Origin of the sequence: Pseudomonas agarici (assembly GCF_001543125.1) — a bacterium.
GTDB lineage: Bacteria > Pseudomonadota > Gammaproteobacteria > Pseudomonadales > Pseudomonadaceae > Aquipseudomonas > Aquipseudomonas agarici.
The window spans coordinates 653427-674991 of sequence record NZ_CP014135.1; the positions used below are offsets into that span (position 1 = coordinate 653427).

General features: G+C 61.0%; 17 protein-coding genes and 1 pseudogene. 6 read left to right on the top strand and 12 right to left on the bottom strand.

The genetic code is table 11. The annotated features are described in order from the left end of the window. Positions 1-49: 49 nt before the first annotated feature. The gene (locus tag AWM79_RS03005; protein WP_156430071.1) at positions 50-4942 is read left to right on the top strand and encodes a dermonecrotic toxin domain-containing protein; all 4893 of its coding nucleotides are present in this window, start codon (positions 50-52) and stop codon (positions 4940-4942) included. Between the two features lie 72 nt (positions 4943-5014). Here the strand turns inward: AWM79_RS03005 and AWM79_RS03010 are convergent, their stop codons facing one another. From AWM79_RS03010 to AWM79_RS03030, 5 genes and pseudogenes are all read right to left on the bottom strand, one after another. After that, positions 5015-5866 (bottom strand): SDR family NAD(P)-dependent oxidoreductase, encoded by an 852-nt coding sequence (locus tag AWM79_RS03010; RefSeq protein ID WP_218165161.1) that lies wholly within the window; start codon positions 5864-5866, stop codon positions 5015-5017. Beyond that, complete coding sequence (gene phrB / locus AWM79_RS03015) at positions 5859-7304, bottom strand: deoxyribodipyrimidine photo-lyase (protein WP_017130634.1); 1446 nt, start codon at positions 7302-7304, stop codon at positions 5859-5861. Before phrB ends, AWM79_RS03010 begins: the two co-directional genes overlap by 8 nt. A gap of 17 nt (positions 7305-7321) precedes the next feature. Next, positions 7322-8251 carry a MerR family transcriptional regulator gene (locus tag AWM79_RS03020; RefSeq protein WP_017130635.1) on the bottom strand — a complete coding sequence of 310 codons (930 nt, stop codon included), beginning with the start codon at positions 8249-8251 and terminating at the stop codon, positions 7322-7324. A 2-nt stretch (positions 8252-8253) separates the two neighbouring features. Beyond that, positions 8254-8766, bottom strand: a pseudogene (locus tag AWM79_RS03025) (YbgA family protein); the annotation flags it as partial. Positions 8767-9134: 368 nt separating this feature from the next. Further along, positions 9135-10121, bottom strand: a complete 987-nt coding sequence (locus tag AWM79_RS03030) for an NAD(P)/FAD-dependent oxidoreductase (RefSeq protein ID WP_017130638.1) — start codon at positions 10119-10121, stop codon at positions 9135-9137. A gap of 187 nt (positions 10122-10308) precedes the next feature. Between AWM79_RS03030 and AWM79_RS03035 the strand changes: the two genes are divergently transcribed. Further along, positions 10309-11211, top strand: a complete 903-nt coding sequence (locus AWM79_RS03035) for a TIGR01777 family oxidoreductase (RefSeq protein ID WP_060782124.1) — start codon at positions 10309-10311, stop codon at positions 11209-11211. Positions 11212-11224: 13 nt separating this feature from the next. Beyond that, on the top strand, positions 11225-12247 hold the full coding sequence (gene hemH, locus AWM79_RS03040; protein ID WP_060782125.1) for a ferrochelatase: 1023 nt from the start codon (positions 11225-11227) through the stop codon (positions 12245-12247). Positions 12248-12284: 37 nt separating this feature from the next. Here hemH and AWM79_RS03045 read toward each other — a convergent pair whose 3' ends face one another. Together AWM79_RS03045 and upp are read right to left on the bottom strand one after the other, a co-directional pair. Next, entirely contained in the window at positions 12285-13556 is a 1272-nt protein-coding gene (locus AWM79_RS03045) for a uracil-xanthine permease family protein (RefSeq protein ID WP_017130641.1), read from the bottom strand. A gap of 1 nt (position 13557) precedes the next feature. Then, on the bottom strand, positions 13558-14196 hold the full coding sequence (gene upp / locus AWM79_RS03050; RefSeq protein WP_017130642.1) for a uracil phosphoribosyltransferase: 639 nt from the start codon (positions 14194-14196) through the stop codon (positions 13558-13560). Between the two features lie 240 nt (positions 14197-14436). On the opposite strand from upp, the gene AWM79_RS03055 reads away from it, so the two are divergent. The 3 genes from AWM79_RS03055 to AWM79_RS03065 all read left to right on the top strand — a co-directional run bounded on the left by AWM79_RS03055 (position 14437) and on the right by AWM79_RS03065 (position 16484). Further along, positions 14437-14994: a hypoxanthine-guanine phosphoribosyltransferase gene (locus AWM79_RS03055; protein WP_017130643.1), complete on the top strand. Its 558-nt coding sequence runs from the start codon at positions 14437-14439 to the stop codon at positions 14992-14994. Positions 14995-14997: 3 nt separating this feature from the next. Beyond that, the gene (locus AWM79_RS03060; RefSeq protein ID WP_017130644.1) at positions 14998-15471 is read left to right on the top strand and encodes a WbuC family cupin fold metalloprotein; all 474 of its coding nucleotides are present in this window, start codon (positions 14998-15000) and stop codon (positions 15469-15471) included. Between the two features lie 71 nt (positions 15472-15542). Next, a complete protein-coding gene (locus AWM79_RS03065) occupies positions 15543-16484 on the top strand; it encodes an AEC family transporter (protein WP_017130645.1) in 942 nt (313 codons plus the stop codon). A gap of 27 nt (positions 16485-16511) precedes the next feature. Here AWM79_RS03065 and AWM79_RS03070 read toward each other — a convergent pair whose 3' ends face one another. The 5 genes from AWM79_RS03070 to gatC form a co-directional block, all read right to left on the bottom strand. Then, positions 16512-17567 carry a calcium/sodium antiporter gene (locus AWM79_RS03070; RefSeq protein WP_026013037.1) on the bottom strand — a complete coding sequence of 352 codons (1056 nt, stop codon included), beginning with the start codon at positions 17565-17567 and terminating at the stop codon, positions 16512-16514. A gap of 49 nt (positions 17568-17616) precedes the next feature. After that, entirely contained in the window at positions 17617-17988 is a 372-nt protein-coding gene (locus AWM79_RS03075; protein ID WP_017130647.1) for a septal ring lytic transglycosylase RlpA family protein, read from the bottom strand. A gap of 185 nt (positions 17989-18173) precedes the next feature. Continuing rightward, positions 18174-19619, bottom strand: a complete 1446-nt coding sequence (gene gatB / locus AWM79_RS03080; protein ID WP_060782126.1) for an Asp-tRNA(Asn)/Glu-tRNA(Gln) amidotransferase subunit GatB — start codon at positions 19617-19619, stop codon at positions 18174-18176. 10 nt (positions 19620-19629) lie between these two features. Then, positions 19630-21081, bottom strand: a complete 1452-nt coding sequence (gatA, locus tag AWM79_RS03085; protein WP_060782127.1) for an Asp-tRNA(Asn)/Glu-tRNA(Gln) amidotransferase subunit GatA — start codon at positions 21079-21081, stop codon at positions 19630-19632. A gap of 16 nt (positions 21082-21097) precedes the next feature. Further along, the gene (gatC, locus tag AWM79_RS03090; protein ID WP_017130649.1) at positions 21098-21385 is read right to left on the bottom strand and encodes an Asp-tRNA(Asn)/Glu-tRNA(Gln) amidotransferase subunit GatC; all 288 of its coding nucleotides are present in this window, start codon (positions 21383-21385) and stop codon (positions 21098-21100) included. Between the last annotated feature and the right edge of the window lie 180 nt (positions 21386-21565).

A 21565-nucleotide genomic window follows, 5' to 3' on the forward strand; every position in this document is an offset into this window, starting at 1 on the left:
GGGTGTTTGAACCCAGGCCCGTCGGATCTGTTTGAAGGGAATAATCTGTATGAATGACACAATCACACTAGCGAGCCGGTCGCTTGAGCAGGAGATCGAGGTGGCCAAGGCGCTTTTTGTCCAGCCGCCGACATTGCGGGAGGTGGCCTTGTCGGTCATCCAGGAGCATTTTTTTGGCCGTTGGAATCCGCGGCGCAATGCTTCGCACCTGTATGTCGGCAAACTGCAGTGGCTGGAGCGCGATGGAAAAAGGTTCTCTGGTGGCTATCGATACCGTGCGGTGATCGACCTTGTGCTGGAGCATTTTACTACGGGGGCTGCGCCAGTCTTTACCGCCGAGCATGTGCTGGAGATCAAGCTCGACGGTTTGCCCGGCGAACGGCTGCTGGTTGATGCCGCGACCACCCAGGCTACGCTCGGGTCGTGGGGAGATATCCTGCTGAAACTCTATCAACAGGCATTGGTCGACTACTGGAACGCGGAGGATGCGCAAGGTGGCAGCCGCTTTGCTCGTCTTGGCGGCCTACTGGTGCGCATCTTGTCAACTGATCGTGAACGGCATAGGGCCTTTCTGTCGATCAATCTGGAAAGGCCCGAGCAGCAACTCGCCCTTTATGGCGTACAGGCGGTGAGCAAGGATACGTGGGGCGGCGCCTATCCTGAAGCCCTGCCGGTGCTGGTGGCCCGTCGCAGGGAGCGGGGAGTCGAGCAGAACCCGCTGGTGCTCAGTCTGTCCAAAGGCCTCTTCAGGGCCGACACCGCCGATCTTGGACAACTGGTGCCCTTGTTCATGAGTGTCCTGGCCAATGGCCGGGATATCGAGTACCGCGAGCATCTGTTGTGGCAGCAGGGCGATCCGGATATACAACTGGAGCAGGCCTTCGCCAGCCTTGCCGAAACCTTGCTGGAAAACCAGCTCCAGGAGATTTCCCTGATCGGGGTCGACACCGAGTGGACGCTCGAGGACTACCAGTGCCGGCTTGATGCAATTACCCGCCCCGATACCTGGTTTTTCACCCCGGTGCCGGCAACGCCGCATGCGCTGGTTGAGTTGCCCGAAGAGCTGGCGGCGCTCAGCGACAGTTTGCCGCATTGGTTGCTGGGAGGCGCCAGTGAAGACATCGGCGCCTACCGCGCCCTGCTGGAAAAACTGGCCGATGTGCAGCGTGCGTCGGGCGGCAAGGCATTTCTTGATGACGTGGGTGATCTGCCGGGCTTCGCCGTCAAGGCGTTGCTCAAGAAGATGGGGGAGGACCATCCGCAAACCGTCGATATCGCCAACCCCGATGATATTCGTTTGGAACTCGACAAAATCATTGCGGTGGCCGCTGCCGGGGGCGCGGGAGGGGCGTTGGGCACGGTGGAAAAGGTCCGGATGAGCCTGACGGAGTTTGCCCTGGAGAATCTTGGGGGCTTTCGGCATGCGAAGATGAAGATCGTTATCCGCCACTGTGGTGTGGAAAAACCGCTGCCCGAATGGCTGACCCCAGACTACGTCAAGGGTCTGGTTACTTTTGTCGATATCGGCCGAACCTACCTGGACGCGCTCAAGGCGCAGCTTATCGATAATGTCGGCGAGGCGCGGCGTCGGGAGAGCCTGTTCAGTGAGCAACTGCGGGTGCAATTGCCGATGGCGGCGCTAGAGCTGAAGATTCGTGGTGAAGCGAACTTCGACGAAACGGGATACCGCTATGTCGAAGCGATGGTGCAGCCCGAAGCGGCGCGGCGCCAAGTGAACGGCCAGGAGATTGTCCTGCGCGCCCTGGCCTTCAAGGCCGAAACCGATGCGACGGCGGATGTCGTGGCGTCCATGTTCATTATCGGCCCGCGAGACACTCGCCATGGCCCGTTCATTCTCTATCGTCCCCTGCTCGCCAAGGCTGGCCCACAGGCTTCGGTCTTTCAGCAATTCCAGTCGGCACCGGACAAAAGTTTCTGTCCTCACGACAACGACGCCCGCCCCACGCCTCCCGTCGAACCGCTCCTGCAATACCCGACGTGGGCGGCGCTGCTTGAGGCGCTTCGCCAACCCGGTGCATTACAGGACAGCGTTCTGACCTGGTTAAGCGATCAGGCCCGGCGCACTTATGCCAACGGCGGCTTTATCGAGCCCCATCTGCGGCGTTCTTTCGAGGATGATTTTGCCGTGCTATTGCCGGTGGCGCCGGCCACGCTCGATGACGCAGTGGTCCAGGGCGACTACCTGCATCACCTGTTCGGCTCGATGGCCAGGACGTTGATCGCCCTGGCGGACCGGCAATCGGTGTCCAATGCCGAGTTGCGCTGGAATACCCTGAAGGAGGGCGGTTGGCAACTGTTCAACGTGGTGTTGATGTTTATTCGCGGCCCGGCGGCGGTGGCCGGCTGGATTTTCGCGGTGGTCGCCAGTGTCGATGCCGACTTTCGGCGAATGGAGGAAAAAGACGCTGGGGCCAAGGCCAGTGCCTGGGCCGATGTTCTGGTGAATATTGCCTTTATTCTCGGGCATCGCTTGACTCGACAGCAGGCACACGCCAAGACACCGCTGCAGATCCCGATAGATGAAGGGTATCGCCCGGCGCACCGGGCGACGATCAGCGAAGGGCCGGACAGGCCGCTGCCGATGAAGCTGGATAACCCCGTGGCGCCCGGCACCGTCTCCTCGCGTCCGAGTGTCAGTTCGTTCACCTTGAAGATTTATCCACATCCCTTGCCAGAGCCGCAGACTCTGGGGGAAGTCATCGCGTCCGGCGATCTGAAGGGGCTGATCCGGTTGAAGGACTCGAACCGGCTGGCGGCCTACTTCGGCGGATGGCTGTTTGCGGTGAAGACAGATAGCGAGGGCAATGTTCGTGTGGTTACGCCGGATGGTCGCAGCGAAGGGTTTTATCTGAAAAGCGATGGCGCAGGGAAATGGACGCCGGACTTGAAGCTGCGTCTGCGCGGCGGATCGGGGCGTCCGGGATCGAACATCGGGAAAAGAAGAGCGGCCCTGCTTGAGGAGAAACGCCGGGAGCAGGAACAACGGGAGCTGGTCAGTACGCGCTTCATGGATGGGTGGAATCTACGCGTGACGGAGCAGGGGCAGCGTGCACAAGCGCTGTTTCCCGAAGTGGATGCCTTGAGGACGATGGAGGGCAATCCCGATCGTTATACCGATCAGCAGTGGTTCGCCCGGATGAATCAGCTTGGCGATCGGGTGAAAGTCTTTCTTGACGGCTACGAGCAACAGATCAACATGCTGCGGATGAACGAGACGTTATTCATGCGGGGATACAAGGGGATACTCTTTAGCACCTTGCATCAGTTCGTCATAGGGATGCAGATTACCCTGGACGGGATAAGGATCGTCGAACTTCGTTACCAGCGGATGATTGAGCGCTTGCCCTATGAGGATGAGGCAGGCCGGGTCTTGCCGGAAAGGCAACAGGTGGAACAACGGGAGAACCGCGTTGCGGACTTGTATATCGACTGGGCGGAACGAGAGGAACAGGCGTTTACCGAACTGAGCCGTCATCGCAACCAGAATCTGACGGATTACCAGGCCATTCGCGATATCAGGAACCGGGGGGACAGGGGCCGGAGTAAGGGGAGCATGGTGCGTGGATTGAAAGCCATCAGGGCCTGTCGGCTCGGGCTGTATTGCTTTAGGGAGCTGGATCCGCGGCAGCTCGAGAGCGATATCTGGATGAAGTTCGACGATCTGCGCAGTGCCTTGGCCTCCCAATCCATTCTGGAGGAGCGACCCGCTTCACCCTTGTCCGCCGAGGCAGATATAGACGTACTCAACACCTGTGTGAGTCAATATAACGAAGCGCTGGCCATGCTCGAGTACAAGATCGGGTTGTTGCCGCAAGGGGGCAGTCTGGTCTGGGGCGATCTGTTTGTCCGGCGCCTGGTCGAGTTGCAACAGGAGGCCGAGCGCAGCCTGATCGGACGTATCGAGGCGCAGGCCCCGGCGCAGGACGAGCCTGAGGTGCCGCCGGAACAACCCGCCAAGATCCGGAAAGTCATCCGCACCCGTCGCAGGAAAAACTATCTCGGCTATGTTCGAGACACGCCCCAGGATGGCCATGAGGTCGTTGAGTTGATGGATCCCCAGACCGGTAGACCGATCGATTCCTTTGTCGAAGAAGAGGACGGTTATTGGCAGCCGTTGCCCAAGCCGGCAACCCCCCCCGTGGCCAGGCCACAGCCGGGCCTCAAGCGTCTGGTGCAGATGGCTGAGAGCCAGATCCGCCAGGCCGGTCGGGAAGTCGAGACAGCCAAGCGACAGATCCCCGCCGCCAAGGACCCGGTCTATCTACAGGATGTGCTCGAAGCACGGGCACGGGGGCTGGAGGCGCTGGCTGGGCAAATCGACCGTGCGCTGGCCGAATCGAGCAGTTCCGCGACGCAAAGCGAAGTCTCCGCCGGTAAGGTTCAGGCCGCGCAGCTACGTCTCCAGGCAGGCACGGTCAGACATGAGGGATTGCTGGCACGAATTGCCGTGACCAAGTCGAGTGCGCCGGACACCGAACGGCTGTTGTTTCTCAAGGAGCGCAACGAGGTCGAGATCTTTCGCAACGGGCCGCGTACAAAACTCGGCAAAGAGGATTTCCTTCAGGAGTATGTGGTGCGTGACAAGGCGGCCGGCAAGAATCTTTGGGTGGCGCATTTCCATTATCCCGATAAAGCCACCCCGGAGGAGTTGTTCGTGATGCGCGGCGCCTTGGACAAGGACGGCAAGCCGCAATCTCATGGCGCCCATCTGAAGCGCTGGGCCGAGCGTTTTCTCGGGATCAAGGCGCAGGCCCGGGCCGAGCAGGAGCGCTTTGAACGCATCCGCCAAGGTCAACCGGGGCGAGCCTTGGAGATGTTTCGGATCTGGCGTAGCGAGATCAGCCTGAACATGGCACGCCAGCTGTTTTTCAATGCCCCGGAACGCGACGGCGTGGTACTCGAACAACTGCGCCGGCTTTAGATCATCCGGGCCGGGACGCGGGTTGCCTACTCGGCGCTGTGCCGGTCTTGCCGGCCCACGCTGTCGATACCCTCATGAGAGGTCCTTGTCCTTGCCGCTATTGCGCACCATGCGCCTGTCGATCGCCGGTTGCCGGCGCTTGGACAGGAGCGGCGGCGGCCAAAGCCCGGCCATGGACAGGGCCGGGAGGCTGATTTCCGGCGGGTGTTTAGGGAGCTTCTCGCAAATATAGCTGGCGGCCTGATCGGCCGGCCAGTTCAGAGGCATGGGGAAATCATTCTTGCGTGTCAGCGGCGTGTCGACGAAGCCAGGGCCGACAAGGGTGACGTCGATACCTTGGCAGGCCGGGTCGATACGCAGGGATTCGAACAGGTGGCGCATACCGGCTTTCGAGGCGCCTTGGGCTTCGGCGCAGGGTAGCGGCAGGAAGGTCACGGCGCTGGCGATCCCCACCAGGTGTGGTTTGATCCCGCCTCTGAGCAGTGGCAGCGCGATCTCGATGCAGTAGCTACTGGCAAGCAGGTTGGTGCGCACCACCTGTTCGACGACCGAGGCATCGAACGCTTGGGCCTCGACATATTCACAAGTGCCGGCGTTGATAATCACCGTGTCGAGACTGCCCCAAACCTGCTTGATACACTCGCCGATCTCGCGTACCTGTTGGCTGTCTGTCAGGTCACCGGGCACCACAAACACTTGGCCAGGATAACGCTCGTCAAGGGCTTTCAGCGCTTGGGCATCACGGGCGCTGACGGCCAGTTGGACGCCGCTCTTGAGCAGCACTTCGGTCATGGCGGCGCCAATCCCAGCGCTGGCACCTGCTAGCCAGATCCGGCGTGCTGGCGGCTGGGGGCCACATTCGACGTGGGTTGGCGAGTCCTGGGCAGTGCAGCGTGCGGCGAAAGGGTGCGGGAAGTCACTCATTTATACCTCCGGCATCCAGCCGCGATGACAGGTTCTTGAAGGCAGCCAGGGCACGTGCGCGACTTTTTGCCAGGTCGACGATCGGCCGTGGATAGTCAGCGACACCGAAAAGGCCGTCGAGGGCCGGCGGGCTGTGCACTTGCTTTTTGTTCAGCCCCGCCAGTTCCGGCAGCCAGTGCTTGATAAATAAGCCTTCGCTGTCGAATTTCTCCGACTGGCTGACCGGATTGAAGATCCGAAAATAGGGCGCCGAATCGGTGCCGGTGGACGAGCTCCACTGCCAGCCGCCGTTGTTGGCCGCCAGGTCCCCATCGATCAGGTGGCGCATAAAAAAACGCTCGCCTTCGCGCCAGTCGATCAACAGGTTCTTGGTCAGGAACATCGCCACCACCATGCGCAGGCGGTTGTGCATCCAGCCGGTCTCGAGCAGTTGGCGCATGGCTGCGTCGATGATCGGCAGGCCGGTACGCGCCTGTTGCCAGGCCGCCAGATCCTGCGGCGCATCGCGCCAGGCCACGGCTTCGGTTTCCGGGCGAAAAGCGCGGTGACGCGAGACCCGCGGATAGCCGACCAGAATATGTTTGTAGAATTCGCGCCAGAGTAGCTCGTTGATCCAAGTGACGACGCCGACATTGCCACTGTCGAATTCGCCCTGATTATTGCGTAGCGCGACGTGTAGGCACTGGCGAGGGGAAATCACGCCAGCGGCGAGGTAGGCGGATAGCTGGCTGGTGGCCGGTTTGGCCGGAAAATCCCGCTCACTCTGGTAATGCTCGATCTGCTGGTCGGCAAAGCTGTCCAGGCGCCGCCTGGCCTCGGCTTCTCCCGCAGGCCAGAGGTCACGCAGGGCTTGGGTCGGTGTGGGGAAACCCTCGACTTCGACAGGAATCGGGTCGCTGCCCACGCTCAGCGGCAACTGTGCTCCGGGGGCCTCGACCATTGCCGGCAATGCACCGTGAAGGCGGCTGTAACAAACCTTGCGGAACTGGCTGAAGATTTGGAAATAGCTGCCGGTGAGGGTCAGCACGCTACCGGGTTTGAAGAGTAATTGATCGAGATAACGGTGGCAGCTAATGCCTTGGGCTTCGACGGCCTTGGCCACGGCCCGGTCGCGGCGACTTTCGTGCACGCCGTATTCTTCGTTGAGATGCAGGGCTTCGACTCTCAGGTCCTGGCACAGCTTGAGCAGGACCGAGGGAACCTGGTCCCACGTGTCGGCATGGCGAATCAGCAGGGGAATATTTAGTGTGGCCAGCACTTGGCTCAGCTCCTGCAGGTTGCGCAACCAGAAGTCGACCTTGCACGGGGCGTCGTCGTGGGCTTGCCATTGTGCGGGCGTCAGCAGATACACCGCGACCATGGGGCCGCGCCGGGCGGCGGCGGTCAGGGCTGTGTTGTCATGTAGGCGCAAGTCGGTGCGCAGCCAAAGCAATTGCATAGTCATTCCACAGGCCGCTAGAGCAATCCGAGCCGAGCCAGGCTCTGGTGGGCCGCCAACGGGTCTTCGGCCAGGCTGACGTCAGGGTTCTCGTCGATATATACCGACAGCTCGGCAAAGTGGATACGCACCGTGGCGCCGACGATCAGTTTGGGGGGAACAATACGGCTCAGCAGCCTGGGCAAATGGGTCAAATTCATCGCCTTGCTGGAGTAAAGGACCACGGCCCGCGCCTTCAGGTGCTCGACGGCTAGCGCCAGTTCGCCGGGCGGCAGGGGCCAATCGAAAACTTCTACCGGGCAGTCGGCGCTGCTGGCCAGCCAGGCGGTCAGCCACAAGCGCGGTTCCAGCGGCAGGTCTGACTGGTTGACCAGCAACAGCGGCGCGCCCTTGAGCTGGCGATTGTTGTGATAGATCCGTGCGCCGAGCTTGCTGCGTAGCCAGGAGTAGAAAAAGCTTCGCTCCATCTGCTCGCCGAACTGGCCCTGCCAGCGTTGTTCGAGCTCTGCCAGCAGAGGGATCAGTAGCTGTTCGCATACCGTGCGGGGCGGGTATAGCGACATCGCCTGGTTGAAGCTTTCATCGAGCTGACGCTCTTGCAGCCGGGTAATGGCTTGGATCAAGTTGTGGTGCAACCGATGCCAGTGGTTTTCCGGGTCGACGGCGAATGGCTGCGGGGCATCGAGCAACTGTTTGAGCTGGCGAATGGCTACTCCACGATTCAACCAGGTGAGAATCGTCTGGATGCGTTGTATATGTTCGGCGCAAAACAGCCTGTGGCCCTTGGGCGTGCGGTGCGGCACGATCAGTCCGTAACGCCGTTCCCAGGCCCGCAGGGTGACGGCGTTGACGCCGGTCTGCCGGGCTACTTCGCGGATCGGCAACCAGCCGGCGACCAGAGCGCTGGCGTAGTCGGGGTTGGATTTGTCGTCTTCGGCGGTGAGCATGGTCAGATCACGTCCCGCAGGCTGAGGTTTTCCGGGTAGGGTTGCAGGTAGACCTGCAAGGCTACATAGGGATCAGGGTGTTGGCCAAAGTGCTGTTTGAGCAGGGTCAGCGGCACCCTCAACGGTACGATACCGAGGCGGTACTGGCCGATGAGTTGCTGCATGTGTTGTTTGTCTTCGGTGTTGAGGGAATGCCTCAAGTAGCCGCTGAGGTGTTGCAGGACATTGGTATGGGTGCGGCGGGTCGCGCATTGTTTCAAGGCGGCCATCAGCTGGCTGAAGTAGCGCGGACCGATCTCGTTCGGGTCTGACTTGCCCATGCTGCCTAGCAGGCGGCCCAGCACCTTGTACTGCAGCGGGTTATGGGCCATCAACAGGTACTTGTAGCGCGAGTGAAAGTCAGTCAGGCCGCGGCGGCTCAAGCCGCTGGCACGCAACTCCTGCCAGGCGGCGTAGGCGAAGACCCGGGTCAGGAAGTTGTCCCGCAACACCGGATCGGTCAGGCAGCCCTCTTCCCACTGTCGCCACTCCTTGTGTCCACTGGAGTTGCGCACCTCGACGCCCGTCGCGCAGGCGCTGATGGCGATCTTCGGTGGGTGGGCGGCGGCGGTAGTCACGGGCATTGGCGAACCTCGTAAATTTAATTGTACAAGATTTTGATTTTGTACAAGTAAATTTCATCATAGGTTCTATCGTGCGCAAGTCAAATATTTTGTATAGAGCGGTTGTGGTCGGCTATTTTGCGCCCATCTGTCCGCTTGCAGCTCGGGTTCCGGCACGGTGCCGATTTCGTCGCCGAGCAGGCGGGTGCCCAGGAAGTTTTTCACGATTTGCGAACGAACTACTGTCCCGTTCGGCTGCAGCATGCAGGAGGGGATCCGGTTCACGCCAGATGTTCCAGTAGCCGGCGGGCGGCTTCCTGGCCGCTGAGCCAGGCCCCTTCGACGCGACCGGACAGGCACCAGTCACCGCATACATACAGACCCAGGTCGGCATCGGCCAAGGCACCCCATTCGTGGGCGCCGGCTGGCCGGGCATAGAGCCAGCGGTGAGCGAGGGTGAAGGTCGGTGGTGGCATGGTGATATGCAGCAGCTCGGCGAACGCTCCGTGCAAGTGTTCGATCACGGCTTCCTTGGACAGGTCCAGGTGTTGTTTGCTCCAGTGGCTGGTGGCATGCAGGATCCAGGTGTCGAGCTGGTCGTTGCGTCCCGGCTTGCTGCGGTTGCGGGCCAGCCAGGCGAGCGGGCTGTCTTGCACGAAGCAACCTTCCATCGGCGTATCCAGCGGGGTCGCGAACGCCAGGGCAATGGCCCAGGTCGGCTCCATCTGCACCCCGGCGGCGGCACTGGCGAGTTTCGGCGCAGCCGCCAGCAAGGTGGTCGCTTGGGGGGCCGGCGTGGCAATGATGGCGTGGCTGAATGGGCCGTGGGTGAGGCCTTCGGCATCCTGTAAGTGCCAGTGCTGCTCGCCGCGGAATACTTCGGTGATGCGACAGTTGAAGTGGGTCTGCAGGTCCCCCAGCAGGCCACGGGTGATGGCGCTCATACGCGGGGTACCCACCCAGCGGATCTGCTCGTCCGGCGACACGTTCAACTGGCCGTTCTGCCAGGTGTAGAGCGTCGGGTCCCATTCGGCGACCCAGCCCTGGCTCTGCCAGCGTTGTACTTCGTTGACGAAACGCCGATCGCGGGCGGTGAAATACTGTGCACCCAGGTCCAGTGCCCCGGCATCGCTGCGTTTGCTCGACATGCGCCCGCCGCTACCGCGGCTCTTATCGAACAGTTCGATAGCGTGTCCGGCATCCTGCAATGCGCGGGCGGCTGAGAGTCCGGCGATACCGGCACCAATTATTGCGATAGGTAAAGTCATAGGGGCCTCGTTACCTGTCTGCACAGACTACGCCGTCGGTAAAACCTGTACAATATTGTTTTTAGGTATAAGTCGCGATCTTCTCATTGTCTGAAGCTGTCCTATTGTTAAACAGTCGAGAAGAAAAGAGCCCTGTTTATAAAAATAGACTAACGCTCACGGCAAAACGCTACGCGAGGACACTTTCATGCACATATTGCTGACAGGCGGTACTGGTTTGATCGGGCGCCAGTTGTGCAAGCACTGGTCGGCACAGGGGCACCGCTTGACGGTCTGGAGCCGCCGACCCGGGGAAGTGGCCCGTTTGTGCGGGGCGCAGGTGCGTGGCGTGCAACATCTGGAGGATCTGGCCGGTGAGCCGCTGGATGCGGTGATCAACCTCGCCGGTGCGCCGATTGGCGACCGGCCTTGGACTCGCAAACGCAAGTCATTGCTGTGGAGCAGCCGGATCCAGTTGACCGAAACGCTACTCGTCTGGCTCGAAGGGCGTGAGCAACGCCCGAGCGTGCTGATCTCTGGGTCGGCGGTGGGCTGGTATGGCGATGGTGGTGAGCGTGAGCTGACGGAAGATTCGCCACCGGTCAGCGAAGATTTTGCCAGCCAATTATGTATCGCCTGGGAAGAAACCGCACAGCGCGCGCAGACCTTGGGTATTCGTGTGGTGTGGATACGAACCGGTCTGGTGCTCGCGGCTGAGGGCGGTTTTTTGTCGCGGCTGTTGCTACCGTTCAAGCTTTGCCTGGGCGGTCCGATCGGTAACGGTCGGCAGTGGATGTCATGGATTCACCTACAGGATCAAATTGCCCTGATTGATTTTCTTCTGCATCGCAGCGACGCCGAGGGTCCTTATAATGCCTGCGCGCCTAAACCGGTGCGCAACCAAGCGTTCGCGCAGGCCTTGGGCAAGGTCTTGCATCGCCCGGCGCTGATACCTCTGCCGGCTTTCGTGTTGCGTCTGGGCTTGGGTGAGTTATCGCTGCTGCTGCTCGGTGGCCAACGCGCGCTGCCGACCCGGTTGCTGGCGGCGGGATTTGTTTTTCGGTTCAACGATTTGCCTGCGGCCCTCGACGACCTGTCGAACCGCCTCTGAAATAGGACGTTGCATGACTGATCACGCCTTGCTTCTGGTCAACCTGGGTTCGCCAGCTTCTACTTCGGTCGCGGACGTGCGCGGCTACCTCAATCAATTCCTGATGGATCCCTATGTGATTGACCTACCGTGGCCGCTTCGGCGCTTGCTGGTGTCGCTGATCCTGATCAAGCGCCCCGAGCAGTCGGCCCATGCCTATGCCTCGATCTGGTGGGAGGAGGGTTCGCCACTGATAGTGCTCAGCCGTCGCCTACAGCAGCAGATGATTTCGAGGTGGACTCAGGGCCCGGTGGAGTTGGCAATGCGTTACGGCGAGCCGTCGATTGAGACGGTACTGACCCGGCTGGCGGCTCAGGGCATCCACCAGGTGACATTGGCACCGCTGTATCCGCAATTTGCCGACAGCACTGTGACCACGGTCATCGAGGAGGCTCGGCGGGTGGTCAGGGACAAACGGTTGGAGGTGCGGTTTTCCATTCTGCGGCCGTTCTATGATCAGCCGGAATATCTCGACGCCCTGGTGACCAGTGCCCGACCGCATCTGGAGCAGGGTTTCGATCATTTGCTGCTGAGCTTTCACGGTTTGCCGGAAAGCCATCTGAAGAAGCTCAATCCCGGCCATAGCTTTGCAGGCGGCGGTGATTGCTGCGCGGGTGCGCCACCGCAGGTTGTGGCCAGCTGTTATCGCGGCCAATGCCTACGCACGGCGGCGGCGTTTGCCGAGCGCATGGGTTTGGCGGACGGGCAGTGGTCGGTGTCGTTCCAGTCCCGGCTGGGCCGGGCGAAGTGGATCGAACCCTATACTGAAGCGCAATTGGATGAATTGGCCAAGGCCGGCGTGAAGAAGCTGCTGGTGATGTGCCCGGCGTTTGTCGCCGATTGCATCGAGACGCTGGAAGAGATCGGCGATCGCGGGCGCGAGCAATTTATCGCGGCGGGGGGCGAGGCGTTGGTGCTGGTTCCGTGCCTGAACGATGAACCACAGTGGGCGGCGGCGCTGAACGCCCTGTGCCAGCGGGCGCCGTTGGCATTATAGGGGATGGGGTCTGCTCCCATGGCCCGCGTGGGTCTGACTACAACGGCTCGTGCGCCTTCTTCTGCCTCCAGTTGTCATTGCCTGGCAGCAACAGATTCAGCGCAATCGCCACCACGGCACACAGCGCGATGCCCTTGAGGCCGAAGTCGTCCGGTCCGGTGCCGGTGCCCACCAGCACGCCGCCGATGCCAAACACCAGGGTTACCGAAACAATGACCAGATTGCGTGCTTCGCCCAGATCGATCTGGTGGCGGATCAGGGTGTTCATTCCCACTGCGGCAATCGAGCCGAACAGCAGGCAAAGAATTCCACCCATCACCGGCACCGGAATGCTTTGCAGCAGTGCGCCGAACTTGCCGATAAATGCCAGGCTGATGGCGAAAATCGCTGCCCAAGTCATGATTTTCGGGTTGTAGTTTTTGGTCAGCATCACCGCGCCGGTCACTTCGGCATAGGTGGTGTTAGGAGGGCCGCCGAACAGGCCGGCTGCCGTAGTGGCGATCCCATCACCTAACAGGGTGCGATGTAGTCCCGGTTTCTTCAGGTAGTCGCGACCGGTCACGCTGCCCACCGCGATCACCCCGCCGATATGCTCGATGGCCGGGGCCAGCGCTACCGGTACAATGAACAGGATCGCCTGCCAGTTGAATTCCGGTGCGGTGAAGTGCGGCAGGGCGAACCAAGGCGCGGTGGCGATTTTCGCGGTATCGACCACGCCGAAGTAGAACGACATGGCAAACCCCACCAGGACCCCGGAAATGATCGGCACCAGACGGAAGATGCCTTTGCCGAACACCGCCACGATCAGCGTGGTCAGCAGCGCCGGCATCGAGATCATCATCGCGGTCTGGTAATGGATCAGCTCGGCGCCGTCGCCGGCCTTGCCCATCGCCATGTTCGCGGCAATCGGCGCCATGGCCAGGCCGATGGAAATGATCACCGGGCCGATCACCACCGGTGGCAGCAGTCGGTCGATAAAACCGCTGCCCTTGATCTTCACCGCCAGGCCGAGGAAGGTGTAGACGAAACCGGCCGCCATCACCCCGCCCATGGTCGCCGCGAGGCCGAATTGGCCCTTGGCGAGGATGATCGGGGTGATAAAGGCGAAGCTCGAAGCGAGGAATACCGGTACCTGACGCCCGGTAACCAGTTGGAACAGCAGGGTCCCCAGGCCCGCCGTGAACAGCGCGACGTTCGGGTCGAGGCCGGTGATCAGTGGCATCAACACCAGGGCGCCAAAAGCGACGAAGAGCATTTGTGCGCCGGACAGTACCGTGCGCCACAGCGGGTCGTTGAACTCCTCCTGCATGTCAGGCGTCCTTCTGCTTAGTGCCGAAGATCTTGTCACCGGCATCGCCCAGGCCGGGGATGATGTAGCCGTGCTCGTTGAGTTGCCGATCAATGGAGGCAGTGTAGATGGTCACGTCCGGGTGGGCTTTCTCGACCACCGCGATGCCTTCGGGGGCCGCCACCAGGACCATCGCACGGATGTCCTTGCAACCGGCTTTCTTCAGTAGGTCGATGGTGGCAACCATCGACCCACCGGTGGCGAGCATCGGATCGATGATCATCGCCAGGCGCTCGTCGATTTCCGGGACCAGTTTTTCCAGGTAGGTGTGGGCTTCGAGGGTTTGCTCGTTGCGGGCCACGCCCACGGCGCTGACCTTGGCGCCTGGAATCAGGCTGAGCACACCTTCGAGCATGCCGATGCCGGCGCGTAGGATCGGTACCACGGTAATTTTCTTGCCGGCGATTTTCTCGACTTGCACGGTGCCACACCAGCCTTCGATATCATAAGTTTCGAGGGGCAGGTCCTTGGTCGCCTCATAGGTCAGCAATGCGCCGACTTCCTGGGCGAGCTCACGGAAGTTCTTCGTGCTAATGTCAGCGCGGCGCATAAGGCCGAGCTTGTGACGGATCAGCGGATGGCGGATCTCACGGGTGGGCATGGGGAAAGGCTCCGGCGGCGGGCAAAAAAAACGGCCTAGATTAATCTATCCGAGGTAGATGTCCTATAGACGCGTAGTACGTGGGTGGTCTGTACGGTGAGTTCGTGAGTTCAAGTTCGCAGGCCACTCAGCTCAACGGTAGCGGCTCGTCAAGTTTGCGCTAGTTCAGAAACGCTTGATCTGGCCTTTCGGGGTGCGTACCTTTGCCGACTTTTCCCGCACCCCCTTATGGAGAGCGCCATGTCCGCCGATCTCGAACATATCCGTCAAGTCATGCGCGAAGCCGACTGCCTGTACACCAATGATGAAGTCGAAGCGGCCATCGCCCGGGTCGGCGCACAGATCAATGCCGAACTGGCCGAGCGCAACCCGGTGGTGTTTTGCGTGATGAACGGCGGCCTGATCTTCTCCGGCAAATTGCTCACCTACCTCGATTTCCCGCTGGAAGCGTCTTACCTGCACGCGACCCGCTATCGCAACGAAACCAGCGGCGGCGAGCTATTCTGGAAAGCCAAGCCGGAAATCTCGTTCATTGACCGCGACGTGCTGATCATCGATGACATCCTCGACGAAGGTCACACCCTTGGGGCGATTATCGACTTCTGCAAGCACGCCGGTGCCCGTCAGGTGCATACGGCCGTGTTGATCGACAAGGATCATGACCGCAAGGCCCGCGCGGACCTGAAGGCTGATTATGTCGGCCTACTGTGCATCGACCGTTATATCTTCGGCTACGGCATGGACTACAAGGGCTACTGGCGTAACGCCGCCGGCATCTTTGCTGTCAAGGGCATGTAAACCATGACCGCGCCGAGCTTTCTCGACCAAGCGTTGTTTGCCGACCTGGCCGGCAGGGCCGCGACCAGTGCGCGCGGGCGAGCGCACCACAACTTTCATCAGATGGATGAACCGTGCCATCGTCTGGCGGTCGGCTTGCAACCGAACACTTATATTCCACCTCATCGGCACCTCAGTGCGGACAAGGCAGAAACCCTGTTGGTGCTCAAGGGAGCTCTGGGTCTGTTGGTGTTCGATGAGGCCGGCGCGCTGCTGGACAAGCGGGTGTTGCGGGCCGGTGGCGATTGCCCTGGCGTGGATCTCCCTGCGGGGATGTTCCATGGCCTGGTGGTCCTGGAAATCGACAGCGTGATGTTCGAGTGCAAGGCAGGCCCTTATCGCCCGGTAGCCGATGGCGAGCGGGCGGCCTGGGCGCCGCGTGAAGGCGAGGCGGGTGTCGGCGCCTACCAAGCCTGGATGCGCGCGCAGTTCGATTGAGCGCCAGAAGGACGCTTGCCGTATCATTCGCATCATTGTTTACCTGACGACAGGCAACGGGTTCCCAAGGCATGCTGGCCATCTTTCTCGCTACATTGAGCATCACCGCGCCCGTCTTCGCCATGTTGTTCCTGGGCGTGGCGCTCAAGCGCATCGGCTGGATCAACGACAGCTTCATCCATATGGCTTCGGCACTGGTGTTCAACGTCAACATGCCAGCGTTGCTGTTTCTCGGAATCCTCCACGCCGACCTGCATTCAGCCTGGCAACCTGCGGTACTGGGGTATTTCGCGGTTGCCACGCTGGCAGGGTTCGCCGCTGCCTGGGGCTGGGCGATCTGGCGTTGCCCAAAGGAAGATCGCGGGATCTACACTCAGGGCGCCTTTCGCGGCAACAACGGGGTGATCGGTCTGGCCCTGGCGGCCAGCCTGTATGGCAACTACGGCATTTCCCTCGGAGCGATCCTCGCGGCGCTAGTGATCCTGTTCTACAACACCCTGTCGACCATTGTCCTGGCGGTCTACAGCCCGGTGATCAAATCCGACCCCTGGAGCATCTGCAAAAGCGTATTCAGCAATCCGCTGATCATCAGTGTGATTGCCGCGGTGCCCTTTGCTTATTTTCAGATCGGCCTGCCCAGATGGTTGGAGACTTCCGGCAATTACCTGGCGCAGATGACTCTGCCGCTGGCATTGATCTGCATCGGCGGTACCCTGTCCCTGGCGGCATTGCGTAAAAGCGGTGATATGGCGCTGAGTGCGAGCCTGCTGAAAATGGTCAGCCTGCCGATCATTGCGACCTTGGGTGCCTGGCTCTATGGGTTTCGCGGCGCGGAACTGGGGATTCTGTTTCTCTACTTCGGCAGCCCGACAGCGGCGGCCAGTTTTGTCATGGCCAGGGCGGCCAATGGCAATCACGAGCTGGCGGCGGCGATTATTGTGATCACCACCCTGATGGCGGCGATCACGACCAATATCGGCATCTTCGTGTTGCAGTGGGGGGGTTGGATCTAGCGCTATGATCTGCCAGCGCCTTGGCTCCTAGGCGTGTTGGCGACGCCAGGCTCTCAATGTGCTGAACAGCAGATACGCCAACAACACCGGCAGAATGAAAAACAGCATCAGGTGCTCCAGTCGCTGGGCCATTGGCATACCGGTGGTAAACCATATCACGTGCAGCCCATAAGCCAGGTACAGGCCGAGAAACAGTAGGCCCTCGGCGCGAGTGATGCGATAGCCGGAGTAGAACACCGGCCAGCACAACGCCGCAACACCGAGCATAATCGGTAGGTCGAACGACAATGCGTTGGGCGATACCGATAGCGGCGCCGGGGCGATCAGCGCGGTGACGCCCAGTACCCCCAGCAGGTTGAACAGGTTGGCGCCGATGACATTGCCCACGGCGATACCCTGCTGGCCACGGAACGCGGCGATCAACGAGGTCGCCAATTGCGGCAGCGAAGTGCCGACAGCGACCACGGTCAGGCCGATGATGCGCTCGGACAAGCCCAGCTCGGTGGCGACTTCCACCGCCGCATCCAGGAGCAAGTGACCGGCCAGCGCCAGCAGTCCCAAGCCCAGCAGTATCCGGATCACACAGCTGATCCACGGTGCGTGCTGGCGTTGATGGCCGTGCTCGGGCGGATGATGGGCATGTTGGCGGGATGGCGAAGTGCGCAGCAGTAGTCCCAGGTAAAGGACGAAAATCAGCAGCATCAGCGCGCCGTCCAAACGGCTTAGCTCCTCGTTGAAGGCCAGGCCGAAGACCAGTAGGCTGGCGACGATCATCAGCGGAATATCCAGGCGTATTAACTGGCGCGAGACCCGCAAAGGAATGATCAACGCCGAGAGGCCGAGGGTCACCAGGGTGTTGAAGATATTGCCACCGATCACGCTGCCGACCGCGATATCGGCGTTTTCATACAGGGCCGCCTGCAGGCTGACGGCCATCTGCGGCGCGCTGCTGCCGAAGGCGACGATGGTCAGGCCGATCAGCAACGGACGTACCCGCAGACTGGCCGCCAGGCGCACGGCGGCGCGCACCAACAGTTCGGCGCCGACAATTAGCAGCAACAAGCCGCCGAGCAGTTGGATCAGGCTCAATAGCGGCAGGGCGGTCAATCCGAAAATGATGCAACTCCCAAAGTCAGTCGTTGAGGCTTTGCACGCGTACACGCGCGGTGCCGCTTTGCAGCATACCCAACTGTTTGGCCGCTTCCTGTGAAAGATCGATCAGGCGCCCGCGGGTATGAGGCCCGCGGTCGTTGATACGCACCACGACGCTGCGGTCATTGGCGAGGTTAGTGACTTTTACCTGGGTACCGAAGGGCAGTTGGCGGTGGGCGGCAGTCAGGCTGTGCTGATCGAACGGCTCGCCGCTGGCGGTGCGCTTACCGTGGTGGCGGGCACCATAGTAGGACGCCACGCCGGTTTCGTCGTAGCCACGCGGGTCGATGTCGTGGGTGGCACAACCGGCCAGCAGGGTGAGGAGGGTGCAGGCGCCGAGCAGGCGTTTCATTGGATATCCTCGGTGGTACGGCGATAGAACAAGGGTGGCGAGGGGTTTGCCCCGTTCGGCTGCGAAGCCGTCGTAAAACCAGGTGCCTCGTTCTGTCTGAGGCACCGAGATTATTGGTTTTAGGGCCGCTTCGCGTCCCGGTGGCGCACTGTCCACAAAGGTGGTGCCAGCCCACCTGAGCGCTATCAGCCTTCGAGTTTGCTTTTCAGCAGCTCGTTGACCTGTTGCGGGTTGGCCTTGCCCTTGGAGGCTTTCATCGCCTGGCCGACAAAGAAGCCGAACATTTTGCCGCGCTTGGCTTCATCCGCCGCACGGTATTGCTCGACCTGCTCGGCATTGGCCGCGAGGACTTCGTCCAGGACCTTCTCGATGGCACCGCTGTCGGTCACCTGCTTCAGGCCACGAGCCTCGATCACCTGATCCGCGTTGCCTTCGCCATTAGCCATGGCTTCGAAAACGGTCTTGGCGATCTTGCCGGAGATGGTGTTGTCCCTGATCCGCAACAACATCCCGCCCAGTTGCTCGGCAGTTACCGGCGCCTGGTCGATTTCTACGCCCAGCTTATTTAGCAGGCTGCCCAGCTCGACCATGACCCAGTTGGCCGCCAGCTTGGCGTCGCCGCCAATGCTCGCGACCTGCTCGAAGTACTGCGCCTGTTCGCGACTTGAGGCCAGTACGCTAGCGTCATACAGCGACAGACCGTACTGGGACTGGAAGCGCTCGCGTTTCTGTGGCGGCAGCTCCGGCAGGCTGGCACGGACTTCATCAAGGAACGAATCTTCGATGACCACAGGCAACAGGTCGGGATCGGGGAAGTAACGGTAGTCGTTGGCTTCCTCCTTGCTGCGCATGGCGCGGGTCTCGTCCTTGTTCGGATCGTACAGGCGGGTTTGCTGGATGATTTTGCCGCCGTCTTCGATCAGCTCGATTTGCCGTTGGACTTCGGTGTTGATCGCTTTCTCGATGAAGCGGAACGAGTTGACGTTCTTGATTTCGCAGCGGGTGCCGAACTCGACCTGACCCTTGGGCCGTACCGACACGTTGCAGTCGCAACGCAGCGAACCTTCGGCCATGTTGCCGTCGCAGATGCCCAGGTAGCGCACCAGCGCATGGATCGCCTTGACGTAGGCCACGGCTTCCTTGGCGCTGCGCATATCCGGCTCGGAGACGATTTCCAGCAGCGGCGTGCCTGCACGGTTCAGATCCACACCGGTGAAACCGTTGAAGGCGTCGTGCAGGCTCTTTCCGGCATCTTCTTCCAGATGCGCGCGGGTGATCCCGACACGCTTGACCGTACCGTCTTCCAGGGTGATATCGAGGTGGCCCTTGCCGACGATCGGCAGCTCCATCTGGCTGATCTGGTAACCCTTGGGCAGGTCCGGGTAGAAGTAGTTCTTGCGGGCGAACACGTTGTGCTGGCCGATCTCGGCGTCGATCGCCAGGCCGAATTTCACGGCCATGCGCACGGCTTCTTCGTTCAGTACCGGCAGCACCCCCGGCATGCCCAGGTCAACCAGGCTGGCCTGGGTATTGGGCTCGGAGCCGAAGGTGGTCGAACTGCCGGAGAAAATCTTCGATTGGGTGGCGAGCTGGGTATGAATCTCCAGCCCGATCACGACTTCCCATTGCATGTGTTTCTCCTCAGAAGCCTTCGGGTGTGCGGGTGTGCCAATCAGTATTGAGCTGATACTGGTGCGCCACGTTGAGCAGACGGCTCTCCTGGAAATAGGGGGCCAGCAATTGCACGCCGACCGGCAAGCCGTCGACGAAGCCCGCAGGCATGGACAAGCCCGGCAGGCCCGCGAGGTTGGCGGTGATGGTGTAGAAGTCTTCCAGATATTCGGCGACCGGATCGTTGTTCTTGGCACCGATCTTCCAGGCCGGATTGGGCGTGGTCGGGCCGAGAATGATGTCGACGTCGTTGAAGGCGCTCATGAAGTCGTTCTTGATCAGGCGACGGATCTTCTGCGCCTTGAGGTAGTAAGCGTCGTAGTAGCCGGCTGATAGCGCGTAGGCACCGACCATGATCCGGCGCTGCACTTCGCTGCCGAAACCTTCGCCACGGGAGCGTTTGTACAGGTCTTGGAGGTCTATCGGGTTTGCGCAGCGATGACCGAAGCGCACGCCGTCGAAACGCGACAGGTTGGACGAGGCCTCGGCTGGAGCGATCACGTAGTAGGCCGCAATGGCGTGCTGGTTGTTTGGCAGGCTGATTTCCTTGATCAGTGCGCCAAGCTTCTCCAACGCCTTGATGCTGTTGTGTACCCGTTCGGCGATGCGCGGGTCGAGACCGGCGCTGAAGTATTCCTTCGGTACCCCGATGCGCAGTCCCTGGATCGAGTCATTCAGGCCTGCGCTGTAGTCCGGCACCGGTTCATCGATGCTGGTGGAGTCCTGTGGGTCGAACCCCGCCATGCCTTGCAGCAGCATCGCGCAGTCTTCGGCGGTGCGGGCCAGGGGGCCACCCTGATCGAGGCTGGAGGCGTAGGCGATCATGCCCCAGCGCGAAACGCGCCCGTAGGTCGGTTTCAGTCCGGTGAGGTTGGTGAACGCCGCCGGCTGGCGGATCGAGCCCCCGGTGTCGGTCGCGGTGGCGGCCGGTAACAGGCGTGCCGCCACGGCGGCTGCCGAACCGCCGGATGAACCGCCCGGCACGTGTTCCAGGTTCCACGGGTTCTTGACCTTGCCGTAGTAGCTCGACTCGTTGGCCGAACCCATGGCGAATTCGTCCATGTTGGTCTTGCCCAGCGTCACGGCGCCGGCAGCCGCCAGTCTGGTCACCACGGTGGCGTCGTAGGGCGCCTTGAAGTTGTCGAGCATCTTCGAGCCGCAGCTGGTACGCACGCCCTGGGTGCAGAACAGGTCCTTGTGGGCGATCGGCGCGCCGAGCAGGGCACCGTTCTCGCCAGTGGCCCGCCGTGCGTCGGCGGCCTTGGCCTGTTGTAGCGCCAGCTCTTCGGTGAGGCTGATAAAACTGTTGATCTTCGGATCGAGCTGGGCGATGCGCGTCAGCAGGGTCCGGGTCAGCTCTTCGGCGGAAAACTTCTTGTCGGCGAGTCCGCGGGCGATCTCGGCCAGAGTCAATTGATGCATTGCAGGCTCTTTCCCTTTAGTCGATGACTTTCGGAACCAGGTACAGGCCGTTTTCGACCGCTGGTGCGATGGACTGATAGGCCTCGCGATTATTTCGCTCGGTGACGGCGTCTGCGCGCAGGCGTTGGCTCGCTTCCAAGGGGTGGGCAAGGGGTTCGATACCATCGGTATCGACAGCCTGCATCTGGTCGACCAGACCCAGAATGCTGTTCAGGGCTTCGGTAGTCTGTGGAAGATCGGCTTCAACCAGGCCCAGGCGGGCCAGATGAGCGATTTTTTCCACATCGGAGCGGTCAAGCGCCATGGGAATCTCCAGTGGAAAATAAAATGGAAGCTGTCTGTGTTAGATTAGCGGAACACTACCGCATTTTTGCGGTCACATGGCCGCGATTGTATGGAATGGTGCTCAGAAAAACGCCTAATTTAGCATATTGGCGCCTTGCCCAAAATCCCCGTCGTTGTTAGAGTTTGCCGCACTTTTTTA

Coding starts and splice junctions, on each gene's coding strand:
- AWM79_RS03005 (WP_156430071.1), top strand. CDS start 50: ATGAATGACACAATCACACTAGCGAGCCGGTCGCTTGAGCAGGAGATC.
- AWM79_RS03010 (WP_218165161.1), bottom strand. CDS start 5,866: ATGAGTGACTTCCCGCACCCTTTCGCCGCACGCTGCACTGCCCAGGAC.
- phrB (WP_017130634.1), bottom strand. CDS start 7,304: ATGCAATTGCTTTGGCTGCGCACCGACTTGCGCCTACATGACAACACA.
- AWM79_RS03020 (WP_017130635.1), bottom strand. CDS start 8,251: ATGCTCACCGCCGAAGACGACAAATCCAACCCCGACTACGCCAGCGCT.
- AWM79_RS03030 (WP_017130638.1), bottom strand. CDS start 10,121: ATGACTTTACCTATCGCAATAATTGGTGCCGGTATCGCCGGACTCTCA.
- AWM79_RS03035 (WP_060782124.1), top strand. CDS start 10,309: ATGCACATATTGCTGACAGGCGGTACTGGTTTGATCGGGCGCCAGTTG.
- hemH (WP_060782125.1), top strand. CDS start 11,225: ATGACTGATCACGCCTTGCTTCTGGTCAACCTGGGTTCGCCAGCTTCT.
- AWM79_RS03045 (WP_017130641.1), bottom strand. CDS start 13,556: ATGCAGGAGGAGTTCAACGACCCGCTGTGGCGCACGGTACTGTCCGGC.
- upp (WP_017130642.1), bottom strand. CDS start 14,196: ATGCCCACCCGTGAGATCCGCCATCCGCTGATCCGTCACAAGCTCGGC.
- AWM79_RS03055 (WP_017130643.1), top strand. CDS start 14,437: ATGTCCGCCGATCTCGAACATATCCGTCAAGTCATGCGCGAAGCCGAC.
- AWM79_RS03060 (WP_017130644.1), top strand. CDS start 14,998: ATGACCGCGCCGAGCTTTCTCGACCAAGCGTTGTTTGCCGACCTGGCC.
- AWM79_RS03065 (WP_017130645.1), top strand. CDS start 15,543: ATGCTGGCCATCTTTCTCGCTACATTGAGCATCACCGCGCCCGTCTTC.
- AWM79_RS03075 (WP_017130647.1), bottom strand. CDS start 17,988: ATGAAACGCCTGCTCGGCGCCTGCACCCTCCTCACCCTGCTGGCCGGT.
- gatB (WP_060782126.1), bottom strand. CDS start 19,619: ATGCAATGGGAAGTCGTGATCGGGCTGGAGATTCATACCCAGCTCGCC.
- gatA (WP_060782127.1), bottom strand. CDS start 21,081: ATGCATCAATTGACTCTGGCCGAGATCGCCCGCGGACTCGCCGACAAG.
- gatC (WP_017130649.1), bottom strand. CDS start 21,385: ATGGCGCTTGACCGCTCCGATGTGGAAAAAATCGCTCATCTGGCCCGC.